This window comes from Paracoccus sp. 08 (assembly GCF_024105395.1).
GTDB lineage: Bacteria > Pseudomonadota > Alphaproteobacteria > Rhodobacterales > Rhodobacteraceae > Paracoccus > Paracoccus marcusii.
The window spans coordinates 14218-37881 of the sequence record NZ_WEKR01000074.1 but is presented as its reverse complement, the minus strand read 5'-3'; the positions used below and the strand labels follow the sequence as shown (position 1 = coordinate 37881).

Below are 23664 nucleotides of genomic sequence, written 5' to 3'. Positions count from 1 at the left end.
AGAATGAAAACCCTCATGATGACGACGGCTGCTGCTCTGGCATTTGCGGCTCCGGTGTTCGCACAGGACGCGACGACGCCCCCGGCCACCGACGCCATGCCGGCCGAGACGATGCCCGCAGAAACGATGCCCGCAGAGACCATGCCGGCGGATGCCATGCCTGCCGAGACGATGCCCGCCGACGAGATGGCGACCGACATGAGCGACATGGAAGTGACGCTGTCGGCAGAGAATCCCGGCATCACCGCATCGTGGCTGCAGGGCCGCGCGATCTATACGACCAACCAGCCGTCGACCACCGAATGGACCGATGCAACGGGCGATGCGGTTCCGGGTGACTGGAACGAGATCGCGACTGTGTCCGACATCGTGATGTCGCCGGATGGTCAGGTCATGGGCTACATTGCCGACATCGGCGGCTTCCTGGGCATGGGCACGCACACCGTGCTGCTGGACCGCGATGTCCTGCACATGGCGATGTTCGGCGACGACACGGTTCTGGCGACCAACTACAGCCAAGAAGAACTGGAAGCGCTGCCGGAATTCGACATGGAAACCGTCCGCGACTGATCCCACCCGGTTTGTTTACAAGTTGCTTGGTTCATCGGGGCGCCCATCGGGCGCCCCTTTCGCGTTCTTTGCACCGTAATTTCAAAGATTTGCCCGAATGTGGCAAAATTCGTTCAACGCGCCCTTGACGCCGCGCGGCGGTCTGCGTAAACCCCGGCCTACTCCGGCGGGCGATCGTCCGGGGGATGAGTTGGGCGGTTGTAGCTCAGTTGGTTAGAGTACCGGCCTGTCACGCCGGGGGTCGCGGGTTCGAGCCCCGTCAACCGCGCCATAACTCATCATTCGCCCGAAGGAAATGTGCGGTTGTAGCTCAGTTGGTTAGAGTACCGGCCTGTCACGCCGGGGGTCGCGGGTTCGAGCCCCGTCAACCGCGCCATTTCTTCCCTTCCCCTTCTCGGCAGGATCACGCTAAGACGGCGTCGATTTTGCGTATCGGAGGAAGCGATGACGGACATGGTCCAAGCCCGGCAACTGATCGACGCCCTTGGCGCCGCCGCCCGAGAGGCCGCGGTGGTTCTGGCGCAGACGCCAGCCGGACCGAAACGCATGGCCCTGCTGTCCGCCGCCGACGCCATCACCGCCCGTACCCCTGATATCCTGGCGGCCAACGCCCGTGATCTGGACTTCGCGCGCGAAAAGGGGCTGTCGGATGCGATGCTGGACCGGCTGCGTCTGGACGGCGCACGCATCGCCGCGATCGCGCAAAGCCTGCGCGAGGTCGCCGAACAGGATGATCCGGTGGGGCAGGTCATCGCGGAATGGGACCGGCCCACGGGGCTGCATATCCGCCGCGTGCGCACGCCCATCGGCGTGATCGGGGTCATCTATGAAAGCCGGCCGAACGTGACCGCCGATGCGGGGGCGCTGGCGTTGAAGTCCGGAAATGCGGTGATCCTGCGCGGCGGTTCGGAAAGCCTGCATTCCAGCAGCGCGATCCATGCCTGCATGGTCGAGGGTCTTCGCGCGGCGGGCCTGCCGGAAACCGCCATCCAGATGGTGCCCACGCGCGACCGCGCGGCGGTCAGCGCCATGCTGGGCGCGCAGGGGCTGATCGACGTGATCATCCCGCGCGGCGGCAAGGGGCTGGTCGGGCTGGTGCAGGACCAGGCCCGCGTGCCGGTCTTTGCGCATCTGGAGGGGATCTGCCACATCTACGCCGACGCCGCGGCCGATCTGGAAAAGGCGCGGCGCGTGGTGCTGAACGCCAAGACGCGGCGCACAGGCGTCTGCGGGTCGGCCGAATGCCTGCTGATCGACAGGGCGTTCCATGACCGCCATGGCGACGTCCTGATCCGCGACCTGCTGGAGGCGGGGGTCGAGGTGCGTGCCGATGGCGATCTGGCGCGCATCCCCGGCACCGTGCCGGCCAAGCCCGACGATTTCGGGCGCGAGTTCCTGGACATGATCATCGCCGCCAAGCTGGTGGACGGGGTCGAGGAGGCCATCGCCCATATCCGCCGCCATGGCAGCCAGCACACCGAATCGATCCTGACCGAGGATGACGCGACCGCGGAGCGGTTCTTTGCCGGGCTGGACAGCGCGATCCTGATGCGCAACGCCTCGACCCAGTTCGCGGACGGTGGAGAGTTCGGCATGGGCGCCGAGATCGGCATCGCCACGGGCAAGATGCATGCCCGCGGGCCGGTGGGGGCGGAACAGTTGACCAGCTTCAAATATCTGGTCACGGGTGACGGGACGGTCCGCGCCTAGAACGCGATCTCGCCCCCGGTGTCGTCGAATTCATGGCGCAGGGGGCGGTTCTCGGCCCGCGCGGCCTCGGCCAGCAGGGCGAAATGCACCTCGGACGGGGCCAGGGTGCGGGGTTGCGGACCGTCCAGCCAGCCCCACAGGGTCGGATCGACCTTGCTGCGGTCGCATTCCGCGACCAGCCGCCATTGCGGACCGTCACGCAGCACGATCACCCGGCCGCCCCAGGGCATCGCGCTTTCCATGCACATCACCGCCAACACCAGCATGCGGATCTCGGGCCGCGCGAAATCGCCTGCGGCGTCCAGGGTGATTGTCAGGCGGCCCTGTGCGGCGATCCCGTCCAGCAGACGGCGCAACTCGGCCAGGCCGATCCGCTGTTCGCCCTGCGCCATGCCGAACGCCATGCGATAGGCCTGGATGCGCGCGCGTGCCGCGCCCACCGCTTCGGAGATCAGGCGCAGTTCAGGGGATTGGGCCAGGCCCGGAAAATCGGGCGACATCTCCAGCAGTTCGACCCCGTTGCCGATGGCCCCCAGGGGCGACACCAGATCATGGCACAGCCGCGATCCCAGCAGGGCGGCCAGATCGCCCGCAGCGATCCGCGTTGTATCGACCGTCATGTATGATTACCTTCCAAAGTGCAGAGAAATGGAGTTTTCGCGGTGAACGATATCCTGGAACCCGGCATGATCGTGCGTCATCCCGGCGCGCCCGAATGGGGCGAGGGGCAGGTCCAGTCCCGGATCGGCGACCGCATCACCGTGAATTTTACCGATGCCGGCAAGCAGGTCATCGACGGACGCCGCGTGGCGTTGCAGATCCTGCGCATGGGCGACATGTAAACTCCTGATATTGCTTGCGCGACGATGCAACTGAAGGTTGCGCGATGCAAGCGGAACTTGGGCCGCACGTGTTGCATTGGCCGCGCGGCTTTCCTAGACAGGCCGCAGCCCAAGCACCGAGGCCATCGTGAACCGCGCCGACCCTGCCTTTTTCCAGATCCGCCTTGCCACGACGCCCCGCGACCTGATGGCCGCGCAGCGCCTGCGCTATCGCGTGTTCGTCGAGGAGCTGGGCGGCACAGGCCCGCTGGTCGATCACGACGCCCGGCTGGAACGGGACGAGTTCGACCCCGTCGTCGACCACCTGTGCCTAATCGACACGCGCCGCGATGCGGAGGCGCTGGATCACGTGGTCGGCGTCTATCGCCTGCTGCGCAGCGATGTGGCGGCCGATTTCGGGCGGTTCTACTGCGACGGCGAATACGACCTGGCCCCGCTGCGCGACAGCGGCCGACCGCTGCTGGAACTGGGGCGATCCTGTGTCGATCCCGATCACCGGGGCGGGGCGGCGATGTTCCTGATGTGGAACGCGCTGGCCGACTATGTGCTGGACCACGGCATCCAGATCCTGTTCGGCGTGGCCAGCTTTCACGGCACAGACCCGACGCTGCTGGCGCCATCGCTGTCCTGGCTGCACCACCATCACCTGGCCCCGCCGGAGCTGCGCCCGCGGGCGCGGGCCGACGGGTTCCAGACGATGGACCTGATCGCCCCCGACCGCCTGGACCGGCGCGAGGCGCTGGTCGGGATGCCCGCGCTGATCAAGGCCTATCTGCGCCTTGGTGGTCTGGTGGGCGAGGGGGCGTTCATCGACCGTGCCTTCAACACGACTGACGTGTTCCTGCTGATGGACACGGGCGCGATGTCCGCCAAGCACAAGCAGTTCTACGAAAGCCGCTGGCAGCCGACATGAGCCCGACCTGGCGCGATGCCGAACCGCCTGTGCCGGCCCCCCCGCGCGGGCTGCGCGACTGGCTGCGGGTGATCCGCCGCGGCGTGCCGGCAGTTCTGGTGCTCATGCTGGGCGTGCTGCTGATCCTGCCGCTGCGCGGGATCGAGCGTATGGTGCATGGCCGCCGCCGTCCCTGGTCCGGACCGCATGTCCAGATCGTCTGCCGCCTGGTCCTGGCCTGCATCGGCCTGCGCTGGCGGCGCGAGGGGACGCCCCTGCGAGGCCCCGGCGCGGTCGTGGCGAACCATTCCAGTTGGCTGGACATCCTGACGCTGAACGCCGCCCTGCCGGTCTTCTTCGTCAGTAAGGCCGAGGTCGCCCGCTGGCCCGGCATCAACATCCTGACCCGCGTGACCGACACGCATTTCGTGACACGCGACCCGAAACTGGCTCGTGCGCAGGCGCTGGAATTCGCCGAACGCATCCGCGCCGGGCATCGCCTGCTGTTTTTCCCCGAAGGCACGTCCAGCGACGGACGCCGCGTCCTGCCGTTCAAGCCGACCCTGTTCCAGGGGTTTCTGGCCGACGACCTGCCCGCCGGTCTGGCGATCCAGCCGGTCAGCGCGGCCTATCACGCGCCGCCGGGGCAGGACCCGCGATTCTATGGATGGTGGGCGGACATGGATCTGGGGCCGCACCTGCTGTCGATTCTTGCGGCAAGACGCCACGGGCATGTGACCGTCCGGCTGCACCCCCCGATTCCCGTCGCAGGAAACGACCGCAAGACCCTTTCGGCAGCATGCTATTCTGCGATAGAAGCCGATTTTCGTGGTCTTGTCACACCTGCCTGAAACCGACGGGCCGACCCCTGTCAAGACCTTGCCAGCCGCGTTTTGACGCTATATCTGGTGTCCAACCCTGAACAAACCACCAAGGAATGAGCGTATGACCCGCTTTGCCGCCCCCATCGCAGAACAGATCTGGGACATGAAGTACCGGATGAAGGATTCCGAGGGGCAGGCCGTCGACGGGTCGGTCGAGGACAGCTGGCGTCGCGTCGCGCGCGACCTGGCGCGCGTGGAAAGCGACCCGGCCAAGTGGGAGGACAAGTTCTATTCCGCGCTGGAGGACTTCAAGTACCTGCCCGCGGGCCGCATCCTGGCCGGTGCCGGAACGGGCCGGTCGGTTACGCTGTTCAACTGCTTCGTCATGGGCACCATCCCCGACAGCATGGGCGGCATCTTCGACATGCTGAAGGAGGCCGCGCTGACCATGCAGCAGGGCGGCGGCATCGGCTACGACTTCAGCACGATCCGCCCGCGGGGCGCGGTGGTCAAGGGCGTGGCGGCCGATGCGTCGGGTCCGCTGTCCTTCATGGATGTCTGGGACGCGATGTGTCGCACCATCATGTCGGCCGGCTCGCGCCGTGGCGCGATGATGGCGACGATGCGCTGCGACCACCCGGATGTGGAACAGTTCATCGTGGCCAAGCAGGACAGCGCGCGCCTGCGCATGTTCAACCTGTCGGTGCTTATCACCGACGATTTCATGGATGCCGTGCGCGCCGATGCGCCTTGGGACCTGAAGTTCGAGGGCCGGGTCTACAGCACCGTCCAGGCGCTGGACCTGTGGAACCGGATCATGAAGGCGACCTATGATTTCGCCGAGCCGGGCGTGATCTTCATCGACCGGATCAACAAGGCTAACAACTTGTCCTATGTCGAGACGATCGCGGCCACCAATCCCTGCGGCGAGCAGCCCCTGCCGCCCTATGGCGCCTGCCTGCTGGGCTCGATCAACCTGGCCCGGCTGGTCAAGAACCCGTTCACCGAAACGGCCGAACTGGACCCCGAAGGCCTGGACGATCTGGTCCGCACGGCGGTCCGGATGATGGACAACGTGGTCGACGCATCGAAATTCCCGCTGGACGCACAGGCCGAGGAGGCTCGCAACAAGCGTCGCATCGGCTTGGGCGTGACCGGTCTGGCGGACGCGCTGCTGATGCTGGGCCTGCGCTACGGCGCCGATGACGCGGTCGCGCAGACCCGTGTGTGGATGAAGGCCATCGCACGGTCGGCCTATCTGGCATCCGTCGATCTGGCCAAGGAGAAGGGCGCCTTCCCGCTGTTCGACGCCAAGAAATACCTGGCCTCGGGCTTCATGTCCAAGATGGACGCCGACGTCCGCGACGCGATCGTCAAGCACGGCATCCGCAACGCCCTGCTGACCTCGATCGCGCCGACGGGCACGATCAGCCTCTATGCGGGCAACGTGTCGTCGGGGATCGAGCCGGTCTTCGCCTATGCCTACAAGCGCAAGGTCCTGCAGAAGGACGGTTCGCGGACCGAGGAGGAGGTCGTCGATTACGCCGTGCAGATGTGGCGCGACCTGAAGGGCGACGCGGCGCTGCCCGATTACTTCGTGAACGCGCAGACGCTGGCACCCAAGGACCACGTCGCCATGCAGGCCGCGGCGCAGGAATGGGTCGACAGCTCGATCTCGAAGACCATCAACTGCCCCGAGGATATCAGCTTCGAGGCGTTCAAGGACGTCTACATGGCGGCCTGGGATCTGGGCTGCAAAGGCTGCACCACCTATCGTCCGAACGATGTGACCGGCTCGGTGCTGTCTGTCAGCGAGACGACCGAAAAGGCGCCGGAGGCCGACAAGGGCGCGGATGTCGTCTATCTGACCGAGCCGCTGGACCGTCCCGCGGCGCTGGAAGGCGCGACATACAAGCTGAAGTGGCCGGGGTCGGAGCACGCGATCTACATCACGATCAACGACATCATCCACGGCAACCACCGCCGCCCGTTCGAGATCTTCATCAACTCCAAGAACATGGAGCATTATGCCTGGACGGTCGCGCTGACGCGCATGGTCTCGGCCGTGTTCCGCCGCGGGGGCGACGTGTCCTTCGTGGTCGAGGAGCTGAAGGCGGTCTTCGATCCGCGCGGCGGGGCCTGGATGCAGGGCCGCTATGTCCCCTCGATCCTGGCGGCCATTGGCGGCGTGATCGAACGCCACCTGATCGAGACGGGCTTCCTGGCGGGCGAAGGGCTGGGCCTCAAGTCCGACCCGCAGGCCGAAGTGATGGCCGTGGGCGAGGCGCCGCGCGGCCCCGCCTGCTCCAGCTGCGGTCAGTACGGGATGCGAATGGTCGAGGGCTGCATGACCTGCCCCAGCTGCGGTCATTCCAAATGCGGATGATCTGAAGCGGTCTGCAGGCGATCATGAGTGAAAAAGGCGGTCCATCTGGGCCGCCTTTTGTTCATGATCGGCACAGCCCTACGCGTCTGGCGATTGATATCGTCGCGGGATGAGGCGCTATGAGGGGGCAGGGGTCGGCGAACATGGACCACCGGAGATGGGTGCAGCTCCGCTGATCCCCATCCCGAATCACGGGCGTGCCCATGCGTCACGCGCGTTTATGATCAGCCACCGACACCGTCAGACACACTGCAATGGTCATTTGCCCTTGGCAGCAACGGCCGCCGAGACGACATCCTTGGTGCTGGGCGCCGAAGCGTTCGTCTTGGGCTTCTGCTTCTTCGGCTTCTTTTCGTCGCGTTTGCGTTTGTCCATGCCCTTGGCCATGTTCGTTTCTCCAATAGCCGCCGGGGACCGGCGGGTGGAAACGATACGCCTTTGCAGGAAAAAAGACAGACACGTCGGCGGCATCACCGCCGTTTCGGGGTGATCAGGGCTCGAAGCCTGGCTCGTACTCGACAAAGGCGCTCATGCACAGATCGGCGCAAGGGTCCTTCGGGGCGGCGCAGGCGGACAGCGCCAGGATGGCGCAGAGGGACAGGCGAAACATGATACTGACTCCGATACTATCGTAGCCTTATATAGGTCATTTGTTCAATTTGCTAACCTGTCTTTCCGGTCAGGACAGGCATCGCCCCTATCTGCCGCGTGGCGCCGCATAGACCGCCGCCCAGTAACGCGTGCGCCCATCCGCGCCAAGCGCCTGCCCGATGCCGAAGTTGCTGACCTGCGGGATCATGATGTTCGAGACATGGCCCGCAGAGGCGTTCCATTCCGCCAGCACCCGATCCAGGCCGAACGGCCCCGCGGCGATGTTTTCTGCCGTGACGGTGGGCGCATAGCCAAGCGCCTTGACCCGCTGCGACGGGCCCGAGCTGCGGCTGCCCGCATGGGTCATGCGGCCGCGTTGCGCCATGTCGCAGGCATGCCGCGCCGCGGCGCGCGCCAGCAGATCGTTCGCCTGCACCGGGGGCAGGCCGGATCGCTGCCGGAGCGCGTTGGTCGCCCGCACCCCGGCCGCCTGCTGGTCCGCCGTCGTGGCAGGGCAGGTGGCGGGACCGGGCGCCGAGGCTTGGACGTCGATCGTCGATGCCGGCCCGGTCGGGGCCGATGCACAGGCAGCCGTCAGCAGCGCCAAGGTCAGCACCCCGCAACGACCGTAGGGACCAGATGCCGACATCAGGAGCTCCCGTCATGATTGCATTATGTGCCATTTGACACGCATAAGGCATGCCCTGTCACCTGTTTTGTGCAGACCTTGGCCGAAACCGTCAGCGCGGCGGAACTTTGGCGGCAGACGGCTCCACCACCGTGCGGTCATGGGCGCAATCATGGGTCGCGGTGCCATCGGCGATCCGGCGGGCGCGTCTGTTCGCTGCGGCACCATCATGGTCGGGCACGCAGCCCATCATGCATGCGCCGCGGTCGTCCGGCTGACCGACCTTGGAGACGACCAGGATCGCGTGCTCCNCCCGCCATCGGCATCGGCCACGTGAAAGTGCTGGATGGCCGCGACGGGGACTGACCGGCTGCCGACCTGTGCCATGCGCCATTTGACGGTGGGACCCGCATGATTGAAGGCACCGAATGTCGGCATGCCCGGCCCATCGGCAATGGCCATAGGTCACTGCCTCGCAGCCGTCGGTCCGGTGCAGCAGATAGGACTACCCGGCGACGCCGGGGCAGGAGAGATCGGCCCAACTGCCCTCGTCCGGCGGCGACCGGTCGATCACGCGGCAATCAGGTGCCGGATCGTTCGTGGTGTAGAAGGTGGTCAGCCCGCCCAGGCAGGGTGCGCCAAGGCGATCAGGATCACTCCGGCGCATCGTGTCATCAATCCTCTCCGACCGTGGTTCCGGCAGGGGAACGCGCGGGGGCGGGCATGAGTCTTGGCCAAGGGCGGACGCCTTGACGCAGGGGACAAGGGTCACGACTGTTGACCTGCGCGTCCCAAGAAACCATCTAGGATGACAAGACCGCCCGGTGCCATGGCCGGGGCGGGGCCCCTGACATGGATTGACGATGACGCGGTACCTGTCCTCCTCGACGCTCGCCTTTCTGGCGATCCTGGGCTTTCTGGCCTTCTGGATCGGTGGCGGCATGCTGAACCGTGAACCCCCCGCCGAGGCCGCCCCGGTCGAGGTGGCGGTTCCCCATGTCGCGGCCAGCATGTCCGTCGCCGAGGAGATCGTGCCGCGGACGGTGCTGTTCGGGAATGTCGTCCCGGACCAGACGTCGATCCTGCGGGCGCGCACCGCAGGGATCGTCGAGGAGGTCGTGCGCCAGGGCCACGTTGCCGAACAGGGCGAGCAATTGGCGCTGCTGTCGGCCGACGACCGCGAAGCCGGCGTGGCGCGCGCCGAGGCGGCCGTGGGATCGGCCGAGCGCGACTATGACGCCGCGCGGCAGTTGCGGGAACGGGGCGTGACCTCGGAGGCGGRGCTGCAGTCGCGCTTCGCACAGCTGGAATCGGCCCGGGCCGAACTGCGCGCGGCCCAGTTGGAACTGCAGAACACCCGTCTGACCGCCCCGATCAGCGGCACCGTCAGCAACGTCATGGCCGAACTGGGCAGCTTCGTGGATGCCGGCGGAGAGGTCCTTGAGATCGTGCGCAACGATCCCCTGATCGCCCAGATCGAGGTCCGCCAGTCCGAGATCACCTCGGTCGCGCTTGGCCAGTCCGCACAGGTCGTGTTCCAGGGCGGCCGCGAGGCCGAGGGCCGCGTGCGCTTCATCGCGCCGGTCGCCACGGCCGAGACGCGCACCTTCCGCGTCGAGGTCGAGGTTCCGAACCCCGACAATGCCGTGCCCGCGGGCCTCAGCGCGCAGATATCGCTGGCGATGGACGCGGTGCGCGCGCATCGGCTGTCGCCGGCGCTGATCCGGCTGGATGACGCCGGGCGGATCGGCGTGTTCGTTGTGGCCGAAGACGGCCAGACCCTGCGTTTCGCGCCGGTCCAGATCGTGCAGGCCCGCGCCGAGGCGATCTGGGTTACCGGGCTGGAGGACCGCGCGCGGGTCGTCACCATTTCTCAAGGCGCGCTGAGCGACGGGCAGCAGGCCCGCGTCAGCGACACGCCCGAACCCTATCGCGATGTCGTGGGCGACGGGGCGACCAATGCGGCGGCGCTGCTGGACACGGCCCAGGCATCTGACGCCGTGGCCGGGCCATGAACGGGATCATCGCGGCGGGTTTTTCCCGCGCCCGCACGGTGATGATGGTGATGGTGGGCCTGCTGCTGGCGGGCTTTACGGCCTATGTCACCATTCCCAAGGAATCGATGCCCGAAGTCGACATCCCGATCTTCATCGTGAACGTCACCTATAGCGGCGTCAGCGCCGAGGATGCCGCCACCCTGCTGGCCGAACCGATCGAGCGGCAGGTGAACGCGCTGGAGGGGCTGCGGCGGATGGAGACCGTGGCCAGCGAGGGTTTCGCCTCGGTCACGCTGGAGTTCCGCCCCGGCTTCGATCAGGCGCAGGCGTTGCAGTCGGTCAAGGATGCCGTCGACGACGCGGGCCCGGACATTCCGCCCGAGGCCGACGGCCCCTTCGTGCGCGAGATCGACATGGCGCTGTTCCCGATCCTGACGGTGGCGCTGTCCGGCCCCGTCCCGGAACGCGAGCTGATCCGCCTTGGCCGCGCGTTGAGCGACGAGATCGAGACCGTCAGCGGCGTCCTGCAGGCCGACCTGACCGGAGAGCGCGAGGACCAGCTGGAGATCCTGATCGATCCGCTGGCGCTGGAGACCTATGGCATCTCTCCGGGGCAGCTGTCGCAGGCGATCCAGGCCAACAACCAGCTGATCGCGGCGGGGTCCTTCGATACCGGGGCGGGCCGCATCGGGGTGTCGATCCCCGGCACTGTCGTCCGCCTGGACGAGATCATGTCGATCCCGGTGCTGGTCGACGGGGCCACCGTGCTGCGCGTCCAGGACGTGGCCGAGGTGCGTCAGACCTTTAAAGACCCGGTCAGCTTTGCCCGCATCGACGGACAGCCCGCCCTGGCCATCGACGTGCGCAAGACAGTGGGCGCGAACGTGATCGACACCGTCGCCGCGGTCCGCGACGTGGTGGCGCAGACCCGCGCCGACTGGCCCGAACAGGTTGGCGTCGTCTTCATGAACGACCAGTCCAAGGAGATGCGCACCCTTCTGTCGGACCTGCAGAACAACGTGATCGCGGCGGTGGTGTTGGTGATGCTGGTCACCGTGCTGTTTCTGGGCTTGCGTGCATCGCTGCTGGTGGCGGTGGCCATCCCGGGATCGTTCCTGGGCGGCATCCTGATCATCTGGGCGCTTGGCTTCACGCTGAACGTGATCGTGCTGTTCGCGTTGATTCTCGTGGTCGGCATGCTGGTCGACGGCGCCATCGTGGTGGTCGAGATGGGCGAACGCCTAATCGCCAAGGGTCATGGCAAGGCCGAGGCCTACCTGCTGGCGGCGCAGCGGATGGCATGGCCGATCACCTCGTCCACCGCGACCACGCTGGCGGTGTTCTTTCCGCTGCTGTTCTGGCCGGGGCTGGCTGGACAGTTCATGTTCTATCTGCCCGCCACGATGATCGCCACGCTGCTGATGTCGCTGCTGATGGCGCTGGTCTTCGTGCCTGTGACGGGCAGCGTGGTGGGCGGGGGCCAGGCGCTGCCGCCCGAACCACATGCCGACGACACGTCGGGCGCGATGGCGCGCCTGTCGATCTGGACCATCGCACGGCCCGGCGCCACGTTGGGGCTGTCGATCCTGACGGTGCTGGTGATCCTCTATGCCTATTCGCACCTGAACCGCGGGGTCGAGTTCTTTCCCGAGACCGACGCCGAGCGCGCGCAGGTCCAGATCACCGCGAACGGCAACCTCTCCGTCCAGGAGAGCGACCGACTGGTGCGCCTGATCGAGGAACAGGTCCTGGGTTTCGAGGGCATCGAGCGCGTCTATTCCCGCACCATCGGCAGCGTCGAGGAGCGTGTCCGCTCCAGCCTGTCCAGCGACGTGATCGGCCAGATCCAGGTCGAGTTCACCGACTGGCGCACCCGCGCCCCCTCGACCGAGGTGATCGACCAGCTGCGCGCCGCCACGGCGGAGGTGCCGGGCCTGGGCATCCAGATCGAGGCCGCGGCATCCGGGCCCGGTGCGTCCCGCCCGGTCCAGATCGAGATATCGGCCTCCAACCGCCCGGCGCTGCAGCAGGCTTCGGCCAAGATCGAACAGCTGATGCAGGCGCAGGGCCGGTTTGTGGACATCGCCAACGACACGCCCCGCCCCAACCCCGAGATTCGGCTGGTCGTCGACCGAGAGGAATCGGCGCGCTTCGGCATCGACATGAACACCATCGGCACCGCGGTCCAGCTGCTGACGACCGGCGTGAACCTGGGCACCTACCTGCCCGATTTCGCCGATGACGAGGTCGACATCGCCCTGCGCTATCCGTCCGATCAGCGCAATCTGGAGAACCTGTCGTCGCTGCGCGTCGCCGGTCCGTCCGGCGCGCAGGTGCCCATCTCCAACATGGTGCAGATGATCCCGGCGCCTGCACCCTCTGCCATCACCCGCATCGCCGCCAGAGAGACCCAGACCCTGACCGCGGACCTGGCCCCGGGCGCCACGCTGCAGGCCGAGCTGGCGCTCATCCAGGCCAGCATCGATCAGGCCGATCTGCCCGACGACGTCGAGGTCACGTTCGGAGGAGAGATCGAGGACCAGCAGGAGGCGATGACCTTCCTGATGGGGGCGTTCGTCGCGGCGATCTTCCTGATGTTCACCATCCTGCTGATCCAGATGAACAGCTTTTATCAGGCGCTGCTGGTGCTGACAGCGATCGTGTTCTCGATCTCGGGGGTGTTCCTGGGGCTGATGGTCCGGCAGGAAGCGTTCTCGATCGTGATGAGCGGCATCGGCATCATGGCCCTGGCTGGCGTCGTGGTGAACAACAACATCGTGCTGATCGACGCCTACAACGAATATCGCGGGGCCGGCGACGACCCGGACCGCGCGGCGCGGCGTGCGGCGTCGGAACGGGTGCGTCCGGTGCTGTTGACGGCCGGCACGACGGTCATCGGCCTTGTGCCGATGGTGCTGGGCATGACCATCGATTTCACCGGCCGCGACCTGTTCCTGGGCGCGCCTTCGGGCCAGTTCTGGATCCAGCTGTCGACGGGGATCGCAGGGGGGCTGGTGGTGGCGACTGCGGTCACGCTGATCCTGACGCCGACACTGCTGGCATGGGACGGACGCAGGCGCGTCCGCAGACAGGCGCGACGCGCGGCGGCGCAGCCAGCGGAATAAGACGGGCCGCCCAAATGGGGCAGCCCGCCCGTCGTTCAGTCGAAAGCACGGTCCGTGATGGTCGACACCCACGCCCCTTCGGGGGCGGCTTGGATCACCGGGTCGGACCCGCCCGACAGCAGGATATCGACGGTGCGCTGGTAGTCGGCCTCGGCCAGGGTGCCGTCCGAACCTTCCAGCAGCTTGGCGATCTCGGTCATCATGCGGGTCTGATGCTCCAGGGTCTGGGCGCCGGTCTCGTCGTTGTCCAGGACGATCTGGGCGGCCTCCTCGGGGTTCTCGGCCGCGTATTGCCAGCCGCGCATGCTGGCGCGGACAAAGCCCACCAGGTCGGTCACCTTCTCACTGTCCTCCAGCGTCTCCTCCAGCACATAGAGGCCGTCCTCAAGGGTGGCCACGCCCTGGTCCTCGTACTTGAAGGTCACCAGGTCGTCCTCGGCGATGCCGGCGTCGATCACCTGCCAGTACTCGTTGTAGGTCATCGTGCTGATGCAGGCCGCCTGTTTCTGCAGCAGGGGATCGACGTTGAAGCCCTGCTTCAGCACGGTCACACCCTCGGGGCCGCCCTCGGTCGACAGGCCAAGCGTGTTCATCCAGGACAGGAACGGATATTCGTTGCCCGCGAACCAGACGCCCAGGGTCTTGCCCGCGAAATCGGTCGCCGGATCGCTGATGCCGCTTTCCTTCAGACAGGTCAGCATCATGCCCGACGCCTTGAAGGGCTGGGCGATGTTCACCATCGGCAGGCCCTTTTCGCGCGCGGCCAGCGCTGCGGGCATCCACTCGACGATAACGTCCGCGCCGCCGCCGGCCAGGACCTGGGTCGGGGCGATGTCGGGACCGCCCGGCAGGATCGTCAGGTTGACGCCCTCTTCCTCGTAGAAACCCTTCTCCTGCGCGACGTAATAGCCCGCGAACTGGGCCTGCGTGACCCATTTCAGCTGCAGCGTCAGATCGCCCGCCTGTGCGCCCCCGGCCATCAGCGCAAGGGCCGCAGCCCCGGTCATCAGTCGTGTCATTTCCCGTCTCTCCTGTTGGTGGGATCCGCCCCGGATGGGGATGCGGCCCCGGTTAGTTGCGCTGCGACGGGTGCCAGAACGTCACCTTCTTTTCGATCAGCGCAACGATGCCATAGAACAGCGTTCCCGCCAGCGCCGCCACGACAATTTCGGCCCAGACCAGCGGCAGGTCCAGACGCCCCACCGCGGTCGAGATGCGGAAACCCATGCCGCGCGTCGGGCTGCCGAAGAATTCGGCAACGATCGCCCCGATCAGGGCCAGCGTGGTGGTGATCTTCAACCCGTTGAACAGAAAGGGCATCGCGGCGGGCAGGCGCAGCTTCCACAGCGCCGCGCCATAGGGGGCGGCCCAGCTGGCCATCAGGTCGCGCTGCATCGCATCGGTGGCGCGCAGGCCCGCGACCATGTTCACCAGAATCGGGAAGAAGACCATCACCACCACGACCGCGGCCTTGGACTGCCAGTCGAAGCCGAACCACATCACCAGGATCGGGGCGATGCCGACGATGGGCAGGGCGGCGACGAAATTGCCGATGGGCAGCAGCCCGCGCTGCAGGAAGGGGCTGCGGTCGATGGCGATGGCGGTGAGGACCGCCGCCGCCGCCCCGATCAACCATCCGGTCAGCGCCCCCTTGAGGATCGTCTGGACGAAGTCGGTCCACAGAATGCCGGTATTGGCCGCGAAACTGGCCGCGATCTGGCTGGGTGCGGGCAGGATCACGGTCGGGATCGCATAGGCGCGGACCGCCATCTCCCACAGCAGGATGATCGTGCCGCCAAAGATGATCGGCACGACGGCGCGCGTGGCGGGCGTGTCGAACCCGGCCAGCCACGTGTTGAACAGCCACGCGATCAGCCATACCGCCACCAGCGGCGCGGCCGTCGGCGCCAGCCAATGCGCGGCGACCAAGGCGACGATGCCCCCCGCGACCACCTGGATGTTCTGCAGGAACCAATAGGTCCGACCAAGGCGCAGCTCTGTCATCGTGCCAACCCCATGCGGCTGAGGGTGCGTCGCTCCAGCCATCCGACGATGGCCACAAGGCCCGCGGCAAGCAGGGCCGCGACGAACAGCGCCGACCAGATCTGGACGGTCTGGCCGTAATAGCTGCCTGACAGCAGGCGCGCGCCAAGCCCTGCGGTCGCTCCGGCGGGCAGTTCGCCCACGATGGTTCCGACCAGCGCCGCGGCGATCGCGACCTTGAGGCTGGCGAACAGGTAGGGCAGCGACGACGGCAGCCGCAGCCGCCAGAAGACCTGGGCGTTGCTGGCGCTCCAGCTGCGCATCTGGTCCAGCTGCATCGCATCGGGGGTGCGCAGGCCCTTGACCATGCCGACCAGCACCGGAAAGAACGACAGCCATGCGGCGATGATCGCCTTGGGCAAAAGACCCGTGACACCCATGCTGGACAGGACCACGATGACCATCGGCGCGATGGCCAGGATCGGAACGGTCTGGCTGGCCACGGCCCAGGGCATGACCGACTGGTCCATGCTGCGGCTGTGGACGATGCCGACCGCCAGCAGGATGCCCGCGCCGGTGCCGATGGCAAAGCCTGCCAGCGTCGCGGACAGGGTCACCCAAGCATGCCAGACCAGGCTGCGGCGCGAGGTGATGGCCTGACCGGCCAGCCCCTCCCACAGGCCGACAGCCACCTGGTGGGGGGCGGGCAGCACGGGGCGTTCCTGCACCAGGGTGCGCGCGACAAGGTCGGGCAGGGTCAGCGTCACCTCGGCCCGGGCGGCCTGGTCACGCTCCCACTGGGCGTTCATGCGGATCGCGGCCAGGTACCAGACGGCGACGATGGCCAGCAGCACCGTCATCACGGGCACAAGCCGTCCCCTAGTCATGGCTGTGTCCGTCGCGCAGCCCCTCGCGGACCTCATGGGCCAGGGCGATGAATTTGGGGGTGTCGCGGATGTCCAGCGGACGGTCCGGGGGCAGGGTGCTTTCGATCACGCGGGTGATGCGGCCCGGACGCGGCGACATGACGACGATCTTGGTCGACAGATAGACCGCCTCGGGGATCGAATGCGTGACAAAGCCGATGGTCTTGCCGGTCTTGCGCCACAGGGCCAGCAGCGCCTCGTTCAGGCGGTCGCGCACGATCTCGTCCAAGGCGCCGAAGGGTTCGTCCATCAGCAGGATGTCGGCGTCGAAGGCCAGCGCGCGGGCGATGCTGGCGCGCTGCTGCATGCCGCCCGACAGCTGCCACGGAAACTTGCCGCCAAAGCCCGAAAGTTCGACCAGGTCCATGACCCGGGCGATGCGTTCCGCGCGATCAGCTTTTGAAAACCCCATGATCTCCAGCGGCAGAGAGATGTTCCCCGCGATCGTCCGCCACGGGTAAAGCCCCGGCGCCTGGAACACGTACCCATAGGCGCGCGCCCGTCGGGCCGCGTCCGGCTCCATCCCGTTGACGCGCAGGGTGCCGTCGGTGGGCGTCTCCAGCGCGGCGATGCTGCGCAGGAACGTGGTCTTGCCGCATCCCGACGGCCCGATGAAGCTGACGAATTCGCCGGGCGCGATGGACAGGTCCACGTCCTTGAGGGCGTGCACCGGCCCGTCGGCGGTCTGGAAGGTCAGGCTGACGCCGCTTGCCTCGATGACGGTCAAGTCACACCCCGCTTGCGGGAATGCCGCCGCGCTGGACCGGGCGCGGCGCGGTCAGGTCCTTCCAGGCGGACAGCGCGCGGTTCACCTGACCGCGCGGCTCGCGGGCCACGAATTCGCCGTGCCCCTCGCGGCTGTCGACCTTGCCCTCGGTCACGGCAACGACGCCGCGGGTCAGGGTGAACCGCGGCAGGCCCTTGACGGTCTGCCCCTCGAACACGTTGTAATCAATCGCGGATTGCTGGGCGCAGGCGGTGATCGTCTTGGTCGCCTCGGGGTCCCAGACCACCAGGTCCGCGTCGCTGCCGACCAGGACCGCGCCCTTTTTCGGGTACATCCCCAGGATCTTGGCGATGTTGGTCGAGGTGACGGCCACGAACTCGTTCGGCGTCAGCCGCCCCGTGCCGACCCCATGCGTCCACAGCATCGGCATCCGATCCTCAAGACCCCCGGTGCCGTTCGGGATCCTGGTGAAATCGCCGATGCCGGTACGTTTCTGATCGGTTGTGAAGGCGCAATGGTCGGTCGCCACGACCGACAGGCTGCCCGACTGCAGACCGGCCCACAGGCTGTCCTGATGCTGCTTGTTGCGGAACGGCGGCGACATGACCCGGCGTGCGGCATGATCCCAATCCGCGTTGAAATACTCGGATTCGTCCAGCGTCAGGTGCTGGATCAGCGGCTCGCCCCAGACCCGCTTGCCTTGGGCGCGCGCCCGGCGGATCGCCTCATGGCTGTCCTCGCAGCTGACATGGACCACGTACAGCGGCACGCCTGCCATGTCGGCCACCATGATCGCGCGGTTCGTGGCCTCGCCCTCGACCTGGGGCGGGCGGGAATAGGCGTGGGCCTCCGGGCCGGTGTTCCCCTCGGCGAGCAGACGCGCCGACAGCTCGGCTACCACGTCGCCGTTCTCGGCATGGACCATCGCCACGCCGCCCAGATCTCCAACCCGGCGGAACGACGCGAACAACTCGTCGTCATTCACCATCAGCGCGCCCTTGTAGGCCATGAAATGCTTGAAGCTGGTGATGCCGCGGTCCACGACCGCCTGCATCTCGTCGAACACCTGCTGGCCCCACCACGTGACCGCCATGTGATAGCTGTAATCGCAATGCGCGCGCCCGGACTTGTTGTCCCACATCTGCAGCGCATCCAGCAGTCCTTGGCCCGGCGACGGCAGCGCGAAATCCACGACCATCGTCGTGCCTCCCGCCAGTGCCGCCCGCGTCCCGCTCTCGAAATCGTCGGCCGAATAGGTGCCCATGAAGGGCATCTCCAGATGCGTGTGCGGGTCGATCCCGCCCGGCATGACCAGGCAGCCGCCCGCGTCCAGGACGGTGTCACCGACCAGCCCCTGACCGATCGCGGCAATACGCCCCCCCTCGATCAGCACGTCGGCCTGATAGCTCAGATCCGCCGTGACGATGGTTCCGCCCCTGATGACCGTGCTCATGGCATCCCTCTTCTTCTTTGTCCAAATACCCTGGGGGTCCGGGGGTGAAACCCCCGGCCGCTGTCCGCGTCAGCGGACGATCTCGGCGGCGTCCAGCACCGCGTGCAGCAGCACGTCGCATCCCGCACGCGCCCAGTCCGGCGTGATCGCCTCGGCCTCGTTGTGGCTCAGCCCGCCTTCGCAGGGGCACATGATCATCACTGTCGGCGCAACCTTGGCGATCCAGCAGGCGTCATGCCCCGCGCCCGACACGATATCCATGTGGCTATAGCCAAGCTTCTCGGCCGCGCCGCGCACCTTGCCGACCAGGTCGGGATCAAAGGTCACCGGGTCGAAATGCCCGACCGGCTCGATCTCGATCCCCAGCCCCAGTTCCGCGGCAATTTCAGCAGCCTCCGCTTCCAACCTCGACCGCATCGACGTCAGCTTCTCCAGATCGGGCGACCGGAAATCAATGCAGAACACCGCCTTTCCCGGAATGACATTGCGGCTGTTCGGGAAAAGGTTGGCTTGGCCGACGGCACCGACCGCATCCGGCTGGTGGTCCATCGCGATGCAATGCACCGCCTCTATGATCCGCGCCATGCCAAGGCCCGCATTCACGCGCATCGCCATGGGCGTGCTGCCCGTATGGGCGTCCTTGCCGGTCAGCGTCACCTGCAGCCACCACAGTCCCTGGCCATGGGTGACCACGCCGATCTGCTTGCCCTCTGCCTCAAGGATCGGGCCCTGTTCGATATGCAGTTCGAACATCGCGTGGATCTTGCGGTCGCCCGGCGCTTCGGTTCCGCGCCAGCCGATCCTGTCCAACTCGTCGCCGAAACGCTTGCCATCGGCATCCTGCCGGCTGTTGGCGTAATCCTCTGTCAAGACGCCCGCAAAGACGCCCGACGCCAACATGGCGGGCGCGAAACGCGCGCCTTCCTCGTTGGTCCAGTTCGTCACCACGATGGGGCGGCGCGTGCGGATGCCCAGGTCCCGGATCGACCGGATGACCTCCAGCCCGGCAAGGACGCCCAGTACCCCGTCATAACGCCCGCCGGTCGGCTGCGTGTCCAGGTGGCTGCCGATATAGACGGGGTCCAGATCGGGCTCGACCCCCTCATGGCGCATGAACATGCTGCCCATCCGGTCGACGCCCATCGTCATGCCGGCTTCTTCGCACCAGCGCTGGAAAAGGCTACGTCCCTCGGCATCGGCATCGGTCAGGGTCTGGCGATTGCAGCCCCCCGCGATGCCGGGGCCGATCTGGGCCATCTGGTCCAGACTATCCCACAGCCGATCGCCATCGACGGTCATGTTCGCAGCCGTCATCACGCCACTTGCGTCGCTCATTCGCAGTCCTTCCTGTCGGGCCGCCCCGTTCTGTCGCGGGGTCGGCTGGATGGGTTTGGCCGCTTACGCGGCGGTCTTCAGCACCTCGCCAAGCGTGCCGATCAGATGATCGATCTGCGCCTCGCTGATGATCAGGGGCGGCGACATGGCGATGATGTCGCCCGTCACGCGGATCAGGATGCCGGCCTCGAACGCGCGCACAAAGATGTCGAAGGCGCGCTTGCCCGGCTGACCCTCGATCGGCGCCAGCTCCACGGCGCCGATCAGGCCCATGTTGCGGATGTCGATCACGTTCGGATGGTCCCGCAGCCCGTGGATCGCCTCTTGCCAATAGGTTTCCAGCGACGCGGCGCGCGTCAACAGACCTTCTTCGGCGTAGGTATCCAGAGTTGCGATGGCCGCCGCGCAGCTGATCGGGTTCCCGGAATAGGTATAGCCGTGGAACAGTTCGATGATGTGCTCGGGGCCCTGCATGAACGCGTCATAGATCTCCGCGGTGGCCAGGACCGCGCCCATCGGGATCACGCCGTTGGTCAGGCCCTTGGCGCAGGTGATCATGTCGGGGACAACGCCGAAATGCTGGGCCGCGAAGGGGCTGCCCAGGCGCCCGAAACCCGTGATCACCTCGTCGAAGATCAGCAGGATGCCGTGCTTTTTCGTGATCGCGCGCAGCTTTTCCAGATAGCCCTTGGGCGGCATCAGGACGCCGGTCGACCCGGCCATCGGCTCGACGATGACGGCGGCGATCGTCTCGGCCCCGTGCAGGGCCACGATGCGCTCCAGCTCGTCGGCCAGGTTGGCGCCATGCTCCGGCTGCCCCTTGGTGAAGACGTTCTCGGGCAGATGGGTGTGGGGCATGTGGTCGACGCCCGCCAGCAAGGTGCCGAAATGGCGGCGGTTGTTCACGATGCCCCCGACCGAGATTCCGCCGAAGCCCACGCCGTGATAGCCCCGCTCGCGCCCGATCAACCGCGTGCGGGCCGCGTCGCCCCGCGCCCGGTGATAGGCCAGCGCGATCTTCAGCGCGGTATCGACGGCCTCGCTGCCCGAATTCGTGTAGAAGACATGGTCCATCCCGTCGGGCGCGATGTCCACGATGCGGTTGGCCAGCTCGAACGCCAGCGGATGGCCCATCTGGAAGGCGGGGGCATAATCCAGCTCTCCGACCTGGGCCCGCACGGCCTCGGTGATCCTGGGGCGGCAGTGGCCGGCGTTGCAGCACCACAGGCCTGCCGTCCCGTCCAGGATCTGGCGACCGTCTGCGGCCGTGTAATGCATGTCCTTGGACGCAACCAACATCCGCGGCGCCGACTTGAACTGACGGTTCGCGGTATAGGGCATCCAGAAGGCGCGCAGGTCATTCGGGGCGGGCTTGCGGTCAAGCGGCATGGGCATCGTCCTCACGGATTATTGACCAAACGGTCAGGATCAGGCTAGCACGGGGCAGGGGGCAGTCAAGCGTCCTGACAAGCCGGATGACAATTCCGACCGATCTGCCCAAAATCGGATCATGCCAGAGCCGGAGCTTCGATGACAGAGACCAGCATGCCCCAGATGACCCGGATTCAGCAGAAAAACAGGGAGCTGATCCTGAACGGGGCGTTGGAGGCGTTTTCGGCCAACGGACTGCGCGGTGCGACCATCGACCAGATCGCGCGGGCGGCGGGCCTGTCCAAGCCGAACGTGCTGTACTATTTCGGCTCCAAGGACGAAATCCACAAGGCGCTGCTGACGACCCTGCTGGAGATGTGGCTTGCGCCGATGCGCCAGATCGACCCCGACGGAGAGCCGCTGGCCGAGGTGCTGCGCTATGTGCAGGCCAAGCTGTCGATGTCGCAGGACTATCCCCGTGAAAGCCGCCTGTTCGCCCATGAGATCCTGCAGGGTGCGCCGCACCTGACCGAAATTCTGGGCGGCGATCTGCGACAGATCGTCGACCGGACGGTCGCGGTTCTGGAAGGCTGGATGGACCAAGGGCTGCTGGCGCGGGTCGAGCCGCGCCACCTGATCTTCTCGATCTGGTCGATGACCCAGCACTATGCCGATTTCGAGACGCAGGTCCGCGCCGTCCTAGGCGACGGCCGCGACCCCGTGGCCGAGGGCGCGGCATTCCTGGACGATCTGTACCGAAAGCTGCTAACGCCCTAGCTGGGCTTGTCCAGCATTTCCGCCGCCGTCAGGATCAGCGACAGGTTCTCATGCGCTGCGGCGATGAAATCCTCGCGCGCGCCCGACACCCAATCCTTGGTCGCGGCGTTCGTCGCGGCGATGATGGCGGCGGCCAGGATCTCTATCACGCGTTCGTCCGAGCCGGGCATCCGCCGATGCAGCAGCGTACGCATCTGCGCGCGGCGCGCCAGCATGGCGCTGTTGCGCAGCGCCTCCAGCTTGGGGTCCTTGTCGGACAGGGCCAACATCGCGCCGATCAGCTCTCGTTCGTTCAGATATCGGGCCAGATGCGCCTCGATCAGCAGGCCCAGATCCTCGATCAGGCGACCCTTGCCGGCGATGAAGATCTCGGATGCCTCGGGCGGATAGTCGGGCGGCGGACCCATCAGGGCCGCCTCCTTGTAGGGGTAGTAGTTGAAGAAGGTCCGCGTGCTGATGCCCGCGTGGCGGGCGATCGCCTCGGTCGTGACATTGGGAAGACCGTCGCGGACGGCCAGTTCGATGGCTGCGGCCTGGATTTTCTTGGCGGTTTTGAAACGGCGCGTCTCGAGGGGGCTCATGCAGGTCCGATCTTGTCTTGTTGTTCCGGCCAGCGTCGCAAGCCAGCGTTGCGGCGGCAAGCCCGAAAAATGCGGAAAACGCCGTCTGCGGGTGGCAGAGGGCGTTTGCGCCTTGCGAAAAGGTCGTCTGAAATCAGCTGCCCCAGGTGCGGACGGGACCGCAATCCATGTGCACGAAGTTCGACCGGCTGTAGCGTCCAACGCCACCGGCGCGGCAGGCCACGGCAGCCTGGTACATCTGCCCGACCGAGCGCGACTTCAGCCGCAGGTCGGCCGCCTTGCCCGTCAGGTGCAGCGAGTTCTGCGCCACGCCGCTGGACTGGCGCCGCAGCATCGCGTTGGTGCGGGGCGAGCGGTATCCCGACAGCATCATGTACGGTTCGTTGGTCTGCAGCAGGCGCGAGGATGCGGCCGCAACGTCGATCATCCGCGGATCGATGCCGATCACCTCGCCGGTGCGCCAGTCGCGCATGAACACGTTGATCTCGTTCAGGGCCTCGCGGATGTATTTTCCGTCGACCCAATAGACCGTGTCGATGCTCTCGCCGGTCCGGCCGTTGTACATCTTGACCCGCCGCATGTCGCCCGCGTTGCCGCGCAAAAATCCGAAGGCATTCGCCATCACCGGGGTCGCCGCAACGCTGGTTGCCGCGAACACACCCAAGATGCCGCGACGGGAGATAATGTCCATTGTCATGTCAGATCGCCTGTCCTGCTTCGTTTTTTTAAGCCGGCGACACGTCGCGGCCTGTCGTGGTTTATCCCCGACCTGATTAACAATATGTCAAAAGCGCGTGCGCGACGAAACGGATTCTGCCGGGATGGCCGATCCTAACCCGAATTTCGGCAAGATTTCGCCTAAAACGGGTAATGTTGCACATCGGCGGCGGCGCTGTGGCGTTTTGGCAACCACTGCTTTTCCACTGCACAAACAGATGCGTGGGGT

General features: G+C 66.5%; 22 protein-coding genes and 2 tRNA genes. 11 read left to right on the top strand and 13 right to left on the bottom strand.

Annotated elements, in window-relative coordinates; genetic code table 11:
* Window positions 1-15: 15 nt before the first annotated feature.
* From GBO37_RS19995 to GBO37_RS19980, 4 genes are all read left to right on the top strand, one after another.
* Window positions 16-570, top strand: coding sequence for a PRC-barrel domain-containing protein (locus GBO37_RS19995; RefSeq protein ID WP_252930578.1), 555 nt, complete (start codon window positions 16-18; stop codon window positions 568-570).
* 194 nt (window positions 571-764) lie between these two features.
* Window positions 765-841, top strand: a tRNA-Asp gene (locus GBO37_RS19990).
* Window positions 842-869: 28 nt separating this feature from the next.
* Window positions 870-946 (top strand) — tRNA-Asp (locus tag GBO37_RS19985).
* Window positions 947-1023: 77 nt separating this feature from the next.
* Window positions 1024-2280 (top strand): glutamate-5-semialdehyde dehydrogenase, encoded by a 1257-nt coding sequence (locus GBO37_RS19980; protein ID WP_369799395.1) that lies wholly within the window; start codon window positions 1024-1026, stop codon window positions 2278-2280.
* On the opposite strand, the gene GBO37_RS19975 is transcribed toward GBO37_RS19980, so the two are convergent.
* Entirely contained in the window at window positions 2277-2900 is a 624-nt protein-coding gene (locus GBO37_RS19975; RefSeq protein ID WP_045980844.1) for a histidine phosphotransferase family protein, read from the bottom strand. The two genes, GBO37_RS19980 and GBO37_RS19975, sit on opposite strands and share 4 nt — an antisense overlap.
* A 42-nt stretch (window positions 2901-2942) precedes the next feature.
* Here GBO37_RS19975 and GBO37_RS19970 point away from each other — a divergent pair, with 42 nt between their 5' ends.
* The 4 genes from GBO37_RS19970 (at window position 2943) to GBO37_RS19955 (ending at window position 7224) form a co-directional block, all read left to right on the top strand.
* Window positions 2943-3122 (top strand): DUF3553 domain-containing protein, encoded by a 180-nt coding sequence (locus tag GBO37_RS19970; RefSeq protein ID WP_252930577.1) that lies wholly within the window; start codon window positions 2943-2945, stop codon window positions 3120-3122.
* Window positions 3123-3309: 187 nt separating this feature from the next.
* The gene (locus GBO37_RS19965) at window positions 3310-4035 is read left to right on the top strand and encodes a GNAT family N-acetyltransferase (protein ID WP_252930593.1); all 726 of its coding nucleotides are present in this window, start codon (window positions 3310-3312) and stop codon (window positions 4033-4035) included.
* Window positions 4032-4865, top strand: coding sequence for a 1-acyl-sn-glycerol-3-phosphate acyltransferase (locus GBO37_RS19960; RefSeq protein WP_252930576.1), 834 nt, complete (start codon window positions 4032-4034; stop codon window positions 4863-4865). Before GBO37_RS19965 ends, GBO37_RS19960 begins: the two co-directional genes overlap by 4 nt.
* A 94-nt stretch (window positions 4866-4959) precedes the next feature.
* A complete protein-coding gene (locus GBO37_RS19955; RefSeq protein WP_252930575.1) occupies window positions 4960-7224 on the top strand; it encodes an adenosylcobalamin-dependent ribonucleoside-diphosphate reductase in 2265 nt (754 codons plus the stop codon).
* A gap of 258 nt (window positions 7225-7482) precedes the next feature.
* On the opposite strand, the gene GBO37_RS21515 is transcribed toward GBO37_RS19955, so the two are convergent.
* The 3 genes from GBO37_RS21515 to GBO37_RS19945 form a co-directional block, all read right to left on the bottom strand.
* Window positions 7483-7611 carry a hypothetical protein gene (locus GBO37_RS21515; protein ID WP_255352761.1) on the bottom strand — a complete coding sequence of 43 codons (129 nt, stop codon included), beginning with the start codon at window positions 7609-7611 and terminating at the stop codon, window positions 7483-7485.
* A 310-nt stretch (window positions 7612-7921) separates the two neighbouring features.
* Window positions 7922-8464: a CAP domain-containing protein gene (locus tag GBO37_RS19950; protein WP_127898406.1), complete on the bottom strand. Its 543-nt coding sequence runs from the start codon at window positions 8462-8464 to the stop codon at window positions 7922-7924.
* Between the two features lie 484 nt (window positions 8465-8948).
* The gene (locus GBO37_RS19945) at window positions 8949-9110 is read right to left on the bottom strand and encodes a hypothetical protein (protein WP_252930574.1); all 162 of its coding nucleotides are present in this window, start codon (window positions 9108-9110) and stop codon (window positions 8949-8951) included.
* 196 nt (window positions 9111-9306) lie between these two features.
* Between GBO37_RS19945 and GBO37_RS19940 the strand changes: the two genes are divergently transcribed.
* Both GBO37_RS19940 and GBO37_RS19935 read left to right on the top strand, forming a co-directional pair.
* The gene (locus GBO37_RS19940; RefSeq protein WP_252930573.1) at window positions 9307-10458 is read left to right on the top strand and encodes an efflux RND transporter periplasmic adaptor subunit; all 1152 of its coding nucleotides are present in this window, start codon (window positions 9307-9309) and stop codon (window positions 10456-10458) included.
* Complete coding sequence (locus GBO37_RS19935) at window positions 10455-13565, top strand: efflux RND transporter permease subunit (RefSeq protein ID WP_252930572.1); 3111 nt, start codon at window positions 10455-10457, stop codon at window positions 13563-13565. Before GBO37_RS19940 ends, GBO37_RS19935 begins: the two co-directional genes overlap by 4 nt.
* Window positions 13566-13600: 35 nt before the next feature.
* Here the strand turns inward: GBO37_RS19935 and GBO37_RS19930 are convergent, their stop codons facing one another.
* From GBO37_RS19930 to GBO37_RS19900, 7 genes are all read right to left on the bottom strand, one after another.
* A complete protein-coding gene (locus GBO37_RS19930; RefSeq protein WP_127898410.1) occupies window positions 13601-14584 on the bottom strand; it encodes an ABC transporter substrate-binding protein in 984 nt (327 codons plus the stop codon).
* A 52-nt stretch (window positions 14585-14636) separates the two neighbouring features.
* Window positions 14637-15569 (bottom strand): ABC transporter permease, encoded by a 933-nt coding sequence (locus GBO37_RS19925; RefSeq protein WP_252930571.1) that lies wholly within the window; start codon window positions 15567-15569, stop codon window positions 14637-14639.
* Window positions 15566-16435 carry an ABC transporter permease gene (locus tag GBO37_RS19920; protein ID WP_127898412.1) on the bottom strand — a complete coding sequence of 290 codons (870 nt, stop codon included), beginning with the start codon at window positions 16433-16435 and terminating at the stop codon, window positions 15566-15568. Before GBO37_RS19920 ends, GBO37_RS19925 begins: the two co-directional genes overlap by 4 nt.
* Window positions 16428-17201, bottom strand: a complete 774-nt coding sequence (locus tag GBO37_RS19915) for an ABC transporter ATP-binding protein (protein WP_252930570.1) — start codon at window positions 17199-17201, stop codon at window positions 16428-16430. Before GBO37_RS19915 ends, GBO37_RS19920 begins: the two co-directional genes overlap by 8 nt.
* Window position 17202: 1 nt before the next feature.
* A complete protein-coding gene (gene hydA / locus GBO37_RS19910) occupies window positions 17203-18654 on the bottom strand; it encodes a dihydropyrimidinase (protein ID WP_252930569.1) in 1452 nt (483 codons plus the stop codon).
* A 69-nt stretch (window positions 18655-18723) separates the two neighbouring features.
* On the bottom strand, window positions 18724-19989 hold the full coding sequence (locus tag GBO37_RS19905) for a Zn-dependent hydrolase (protein ID WP_371705367.1): 1266 nt from the start codon (window positions 19987-19989) through the stop codon (window positions 18724-18726).
* A 63-nt stretch (window positions 19990-20052) separates the two neighbouring features.
* A complete protein-coding gene (locus tag GBO37_RS19900) occupies window positions 20053-21378 on the bottom strand; it encodes an aspartate aminotransferase family protein (protein ID WP_252930568.1) in 1326 nt (441 codons plus the stop codon).
* 141 nt (window positions 21379-21519) lie between these two features.
* On the opposite strand from GBO37_RS19900, the gene GBO37_RS19895 reads away from it, so the two are divergent.
* A complete protein-coding gene (locus GBO37_RS19895; protein ID WP_232303252.1) occupies window positions 21520-22137 on the top strand; it encodes a TetR family transcriptional regulator C-terminal domain-containing protein in 618 nt (205 codons plus the stop codon).
* Here the strand turns inward: GBO37_RS19895 and GBO37_RS19890 are convergent.
* Entirely contained in the window at window positions 22134-22718 is a 585-nt protein-coding gene (locus GBO37_RS19890) for a TetR/AcrR family transcriptional regulator (RefSeq protein ID WP_052714525.1), read from the bottom strand. The genes GBO37_RS19895 and GBO37_RS19890 overlap by 4 nt on opposite strands.
* Before the next feature lie 133 nt (window positions 22719-22851).
* A complete protein-coding gene (locus GBO37_RS19885; protein ID WP_045980855.1) occupies window positions 22852-23415 on the bottom strand; it encodes a DUF882 domain-containing protein in 564 nt (187 codons plus the stop codon).
* Between the last annotated feature and the right edge of the window lie 249 nt (window positions 23416-23664).

What these genes read in the sequence shown, in the direction of transcription:
- GBO37_RS19995 (WP_252930578.1), top strand. Translation starts at nt 16, where the DNA reads ATGATGACGACGGCTGCTGCTCTGGCATTTGCGGCTCCGGTGTTCGCA.
- GBO37_RS19980 (WP_369799395.1), top strand. Translation starts at nt 1,024, where the DNA reads ATGGTCCAAGCCCGGCAACTGATCGACGCCCTTGGCGCCGCCGCCCGA.
- GBO37_RS19975 (WP_045980844.1), bottom strand. Translation starts at nt 2,900, where the DNA reads ATGACGGTCGATACAACGCGGATCGCTGCGGGCGATCTGGCCGCCCTG.
- GBO37_RS19965 (WP_252930593.1), top strand. Translation starts at nt 3,310, where the DNA reads ATGGCCGCGCAGCGCCTGCGCTATCGCGTGTTCGTCGAGGAGCTGGGC.
- GBO37_RS19960 (WP_252930576.1), top strand. Translation starts at nt 4,032, where the DNA reads ATGAGCCCGACCTGGCGCGATGCCGAACCGCCTGTGCCGGCCCCCCCG.
- GBO37_RS19955 (WP_252930575.1), top strand. Translation starts at nt 4,960, where the DNA reads ATGACCCGCTTTGCCGCCCCCATCGCAGAACAGATCTGGGACATGAAG.
- GBO37_RS21515 (WP_255352761.1), bottom strand. Translation starts at nt 7,611, where the DNA reads ATGGCCAAGGGCATGGACAAACGCAAACGCGACGAAAAGAAGCCGAAG.
- GBO37_RS19950 (WP_127898406.1), bottom strand. Translation starts at nt 8,464, where the DNA reads ATGTCGGCATCTGGTCCCTACGGTCGTTGCGGGGTGCTGACCTTGGCG.
- GBO37_RS19945 (WP_252930574.1), bottom strand. Translation starts at nt 9,110, where the DNA reads ATGCGCCGGAGTGATCCTGATCGCCTTGGCGCACCCTGCCTGGGCGGG.
- GBO37_RS19935 (WP_252930572.1), top strand. Translation starts at nt 10,455, where the DNA reads ATGAACGGGATCATCGCGGCGGGTTTTTCCCGCGCCCGCACGGTGATG.
- GBO37_RS19930 (WP_127898410.1), bottom strand. Translation starts at nt 14,584, where the DNA reads ATGACACGACTGATGACCGGGGCTGCGGCCCTTGCGCTGATGGCCGGG.
- GBO37_RS19925 (WP_252930571.1), bottom strand. Translation starts at nt 15,569, where the DNA reads ATGACAGAGCTGCGCCTTGGTCGGACCTATTGGTTCCTGCAGAACATC.
- GBO37_RS19920 (WP_127898412.1), bottom strand. Translation starts at nt 16,435, where the DNA reads ATGACTAGGGGACGGCTTGTGCCCGTGATGACGGTGCTGCTGGCCATC.
- hydA (WP_252930569.1), bottom strand. Translation starts at nt 18,654, where the DNA reads ATGAGCACGGTCATCAGGGGCGGAACCATCGTCACGGCGGATCTGAGC.
- GBO37_RS19905 (WP_371705367.1), bottom strand. Translation starts at nt 19,989, where the DNA reads ATGAGCGACGCAAGTGGCGTGATGACGGCTGCGAACATGACCGTCGAT.
- GBO37_RS19900 (WP_252930568.1), bottom strand. Translation starts at nt 21,378, where the DNA reads ATGCCGCTTGACCGCAAGCCCGCCCCGAATGACCTGCGCGCCTTCTGG.
- GBO37_RS19895 (WP_232303252.1), top strand. Translation starts at nt 21,520, where the DNA reads ATGACAGAGACCAGCATGCCCCAGATGACCCGGATTCAGCAGAAAAAC.
- GBO37_RS19890 (WP_052714525.1), bottom strand. Translation starts at nt 22,718, where the DNA reads ATGAGCCCCCTCGAGACGCGCCGTTTCAAAACCGCCAAGAAAATCCAG.
- GBO37_RS19885 (WP_045980855.1), bottom strand. Translation starts at nt 23,415, where the DNA reads ATGACAATGGACATTATCTCCCGTCGCGGCATCTTGGGTGTGTTCGCG.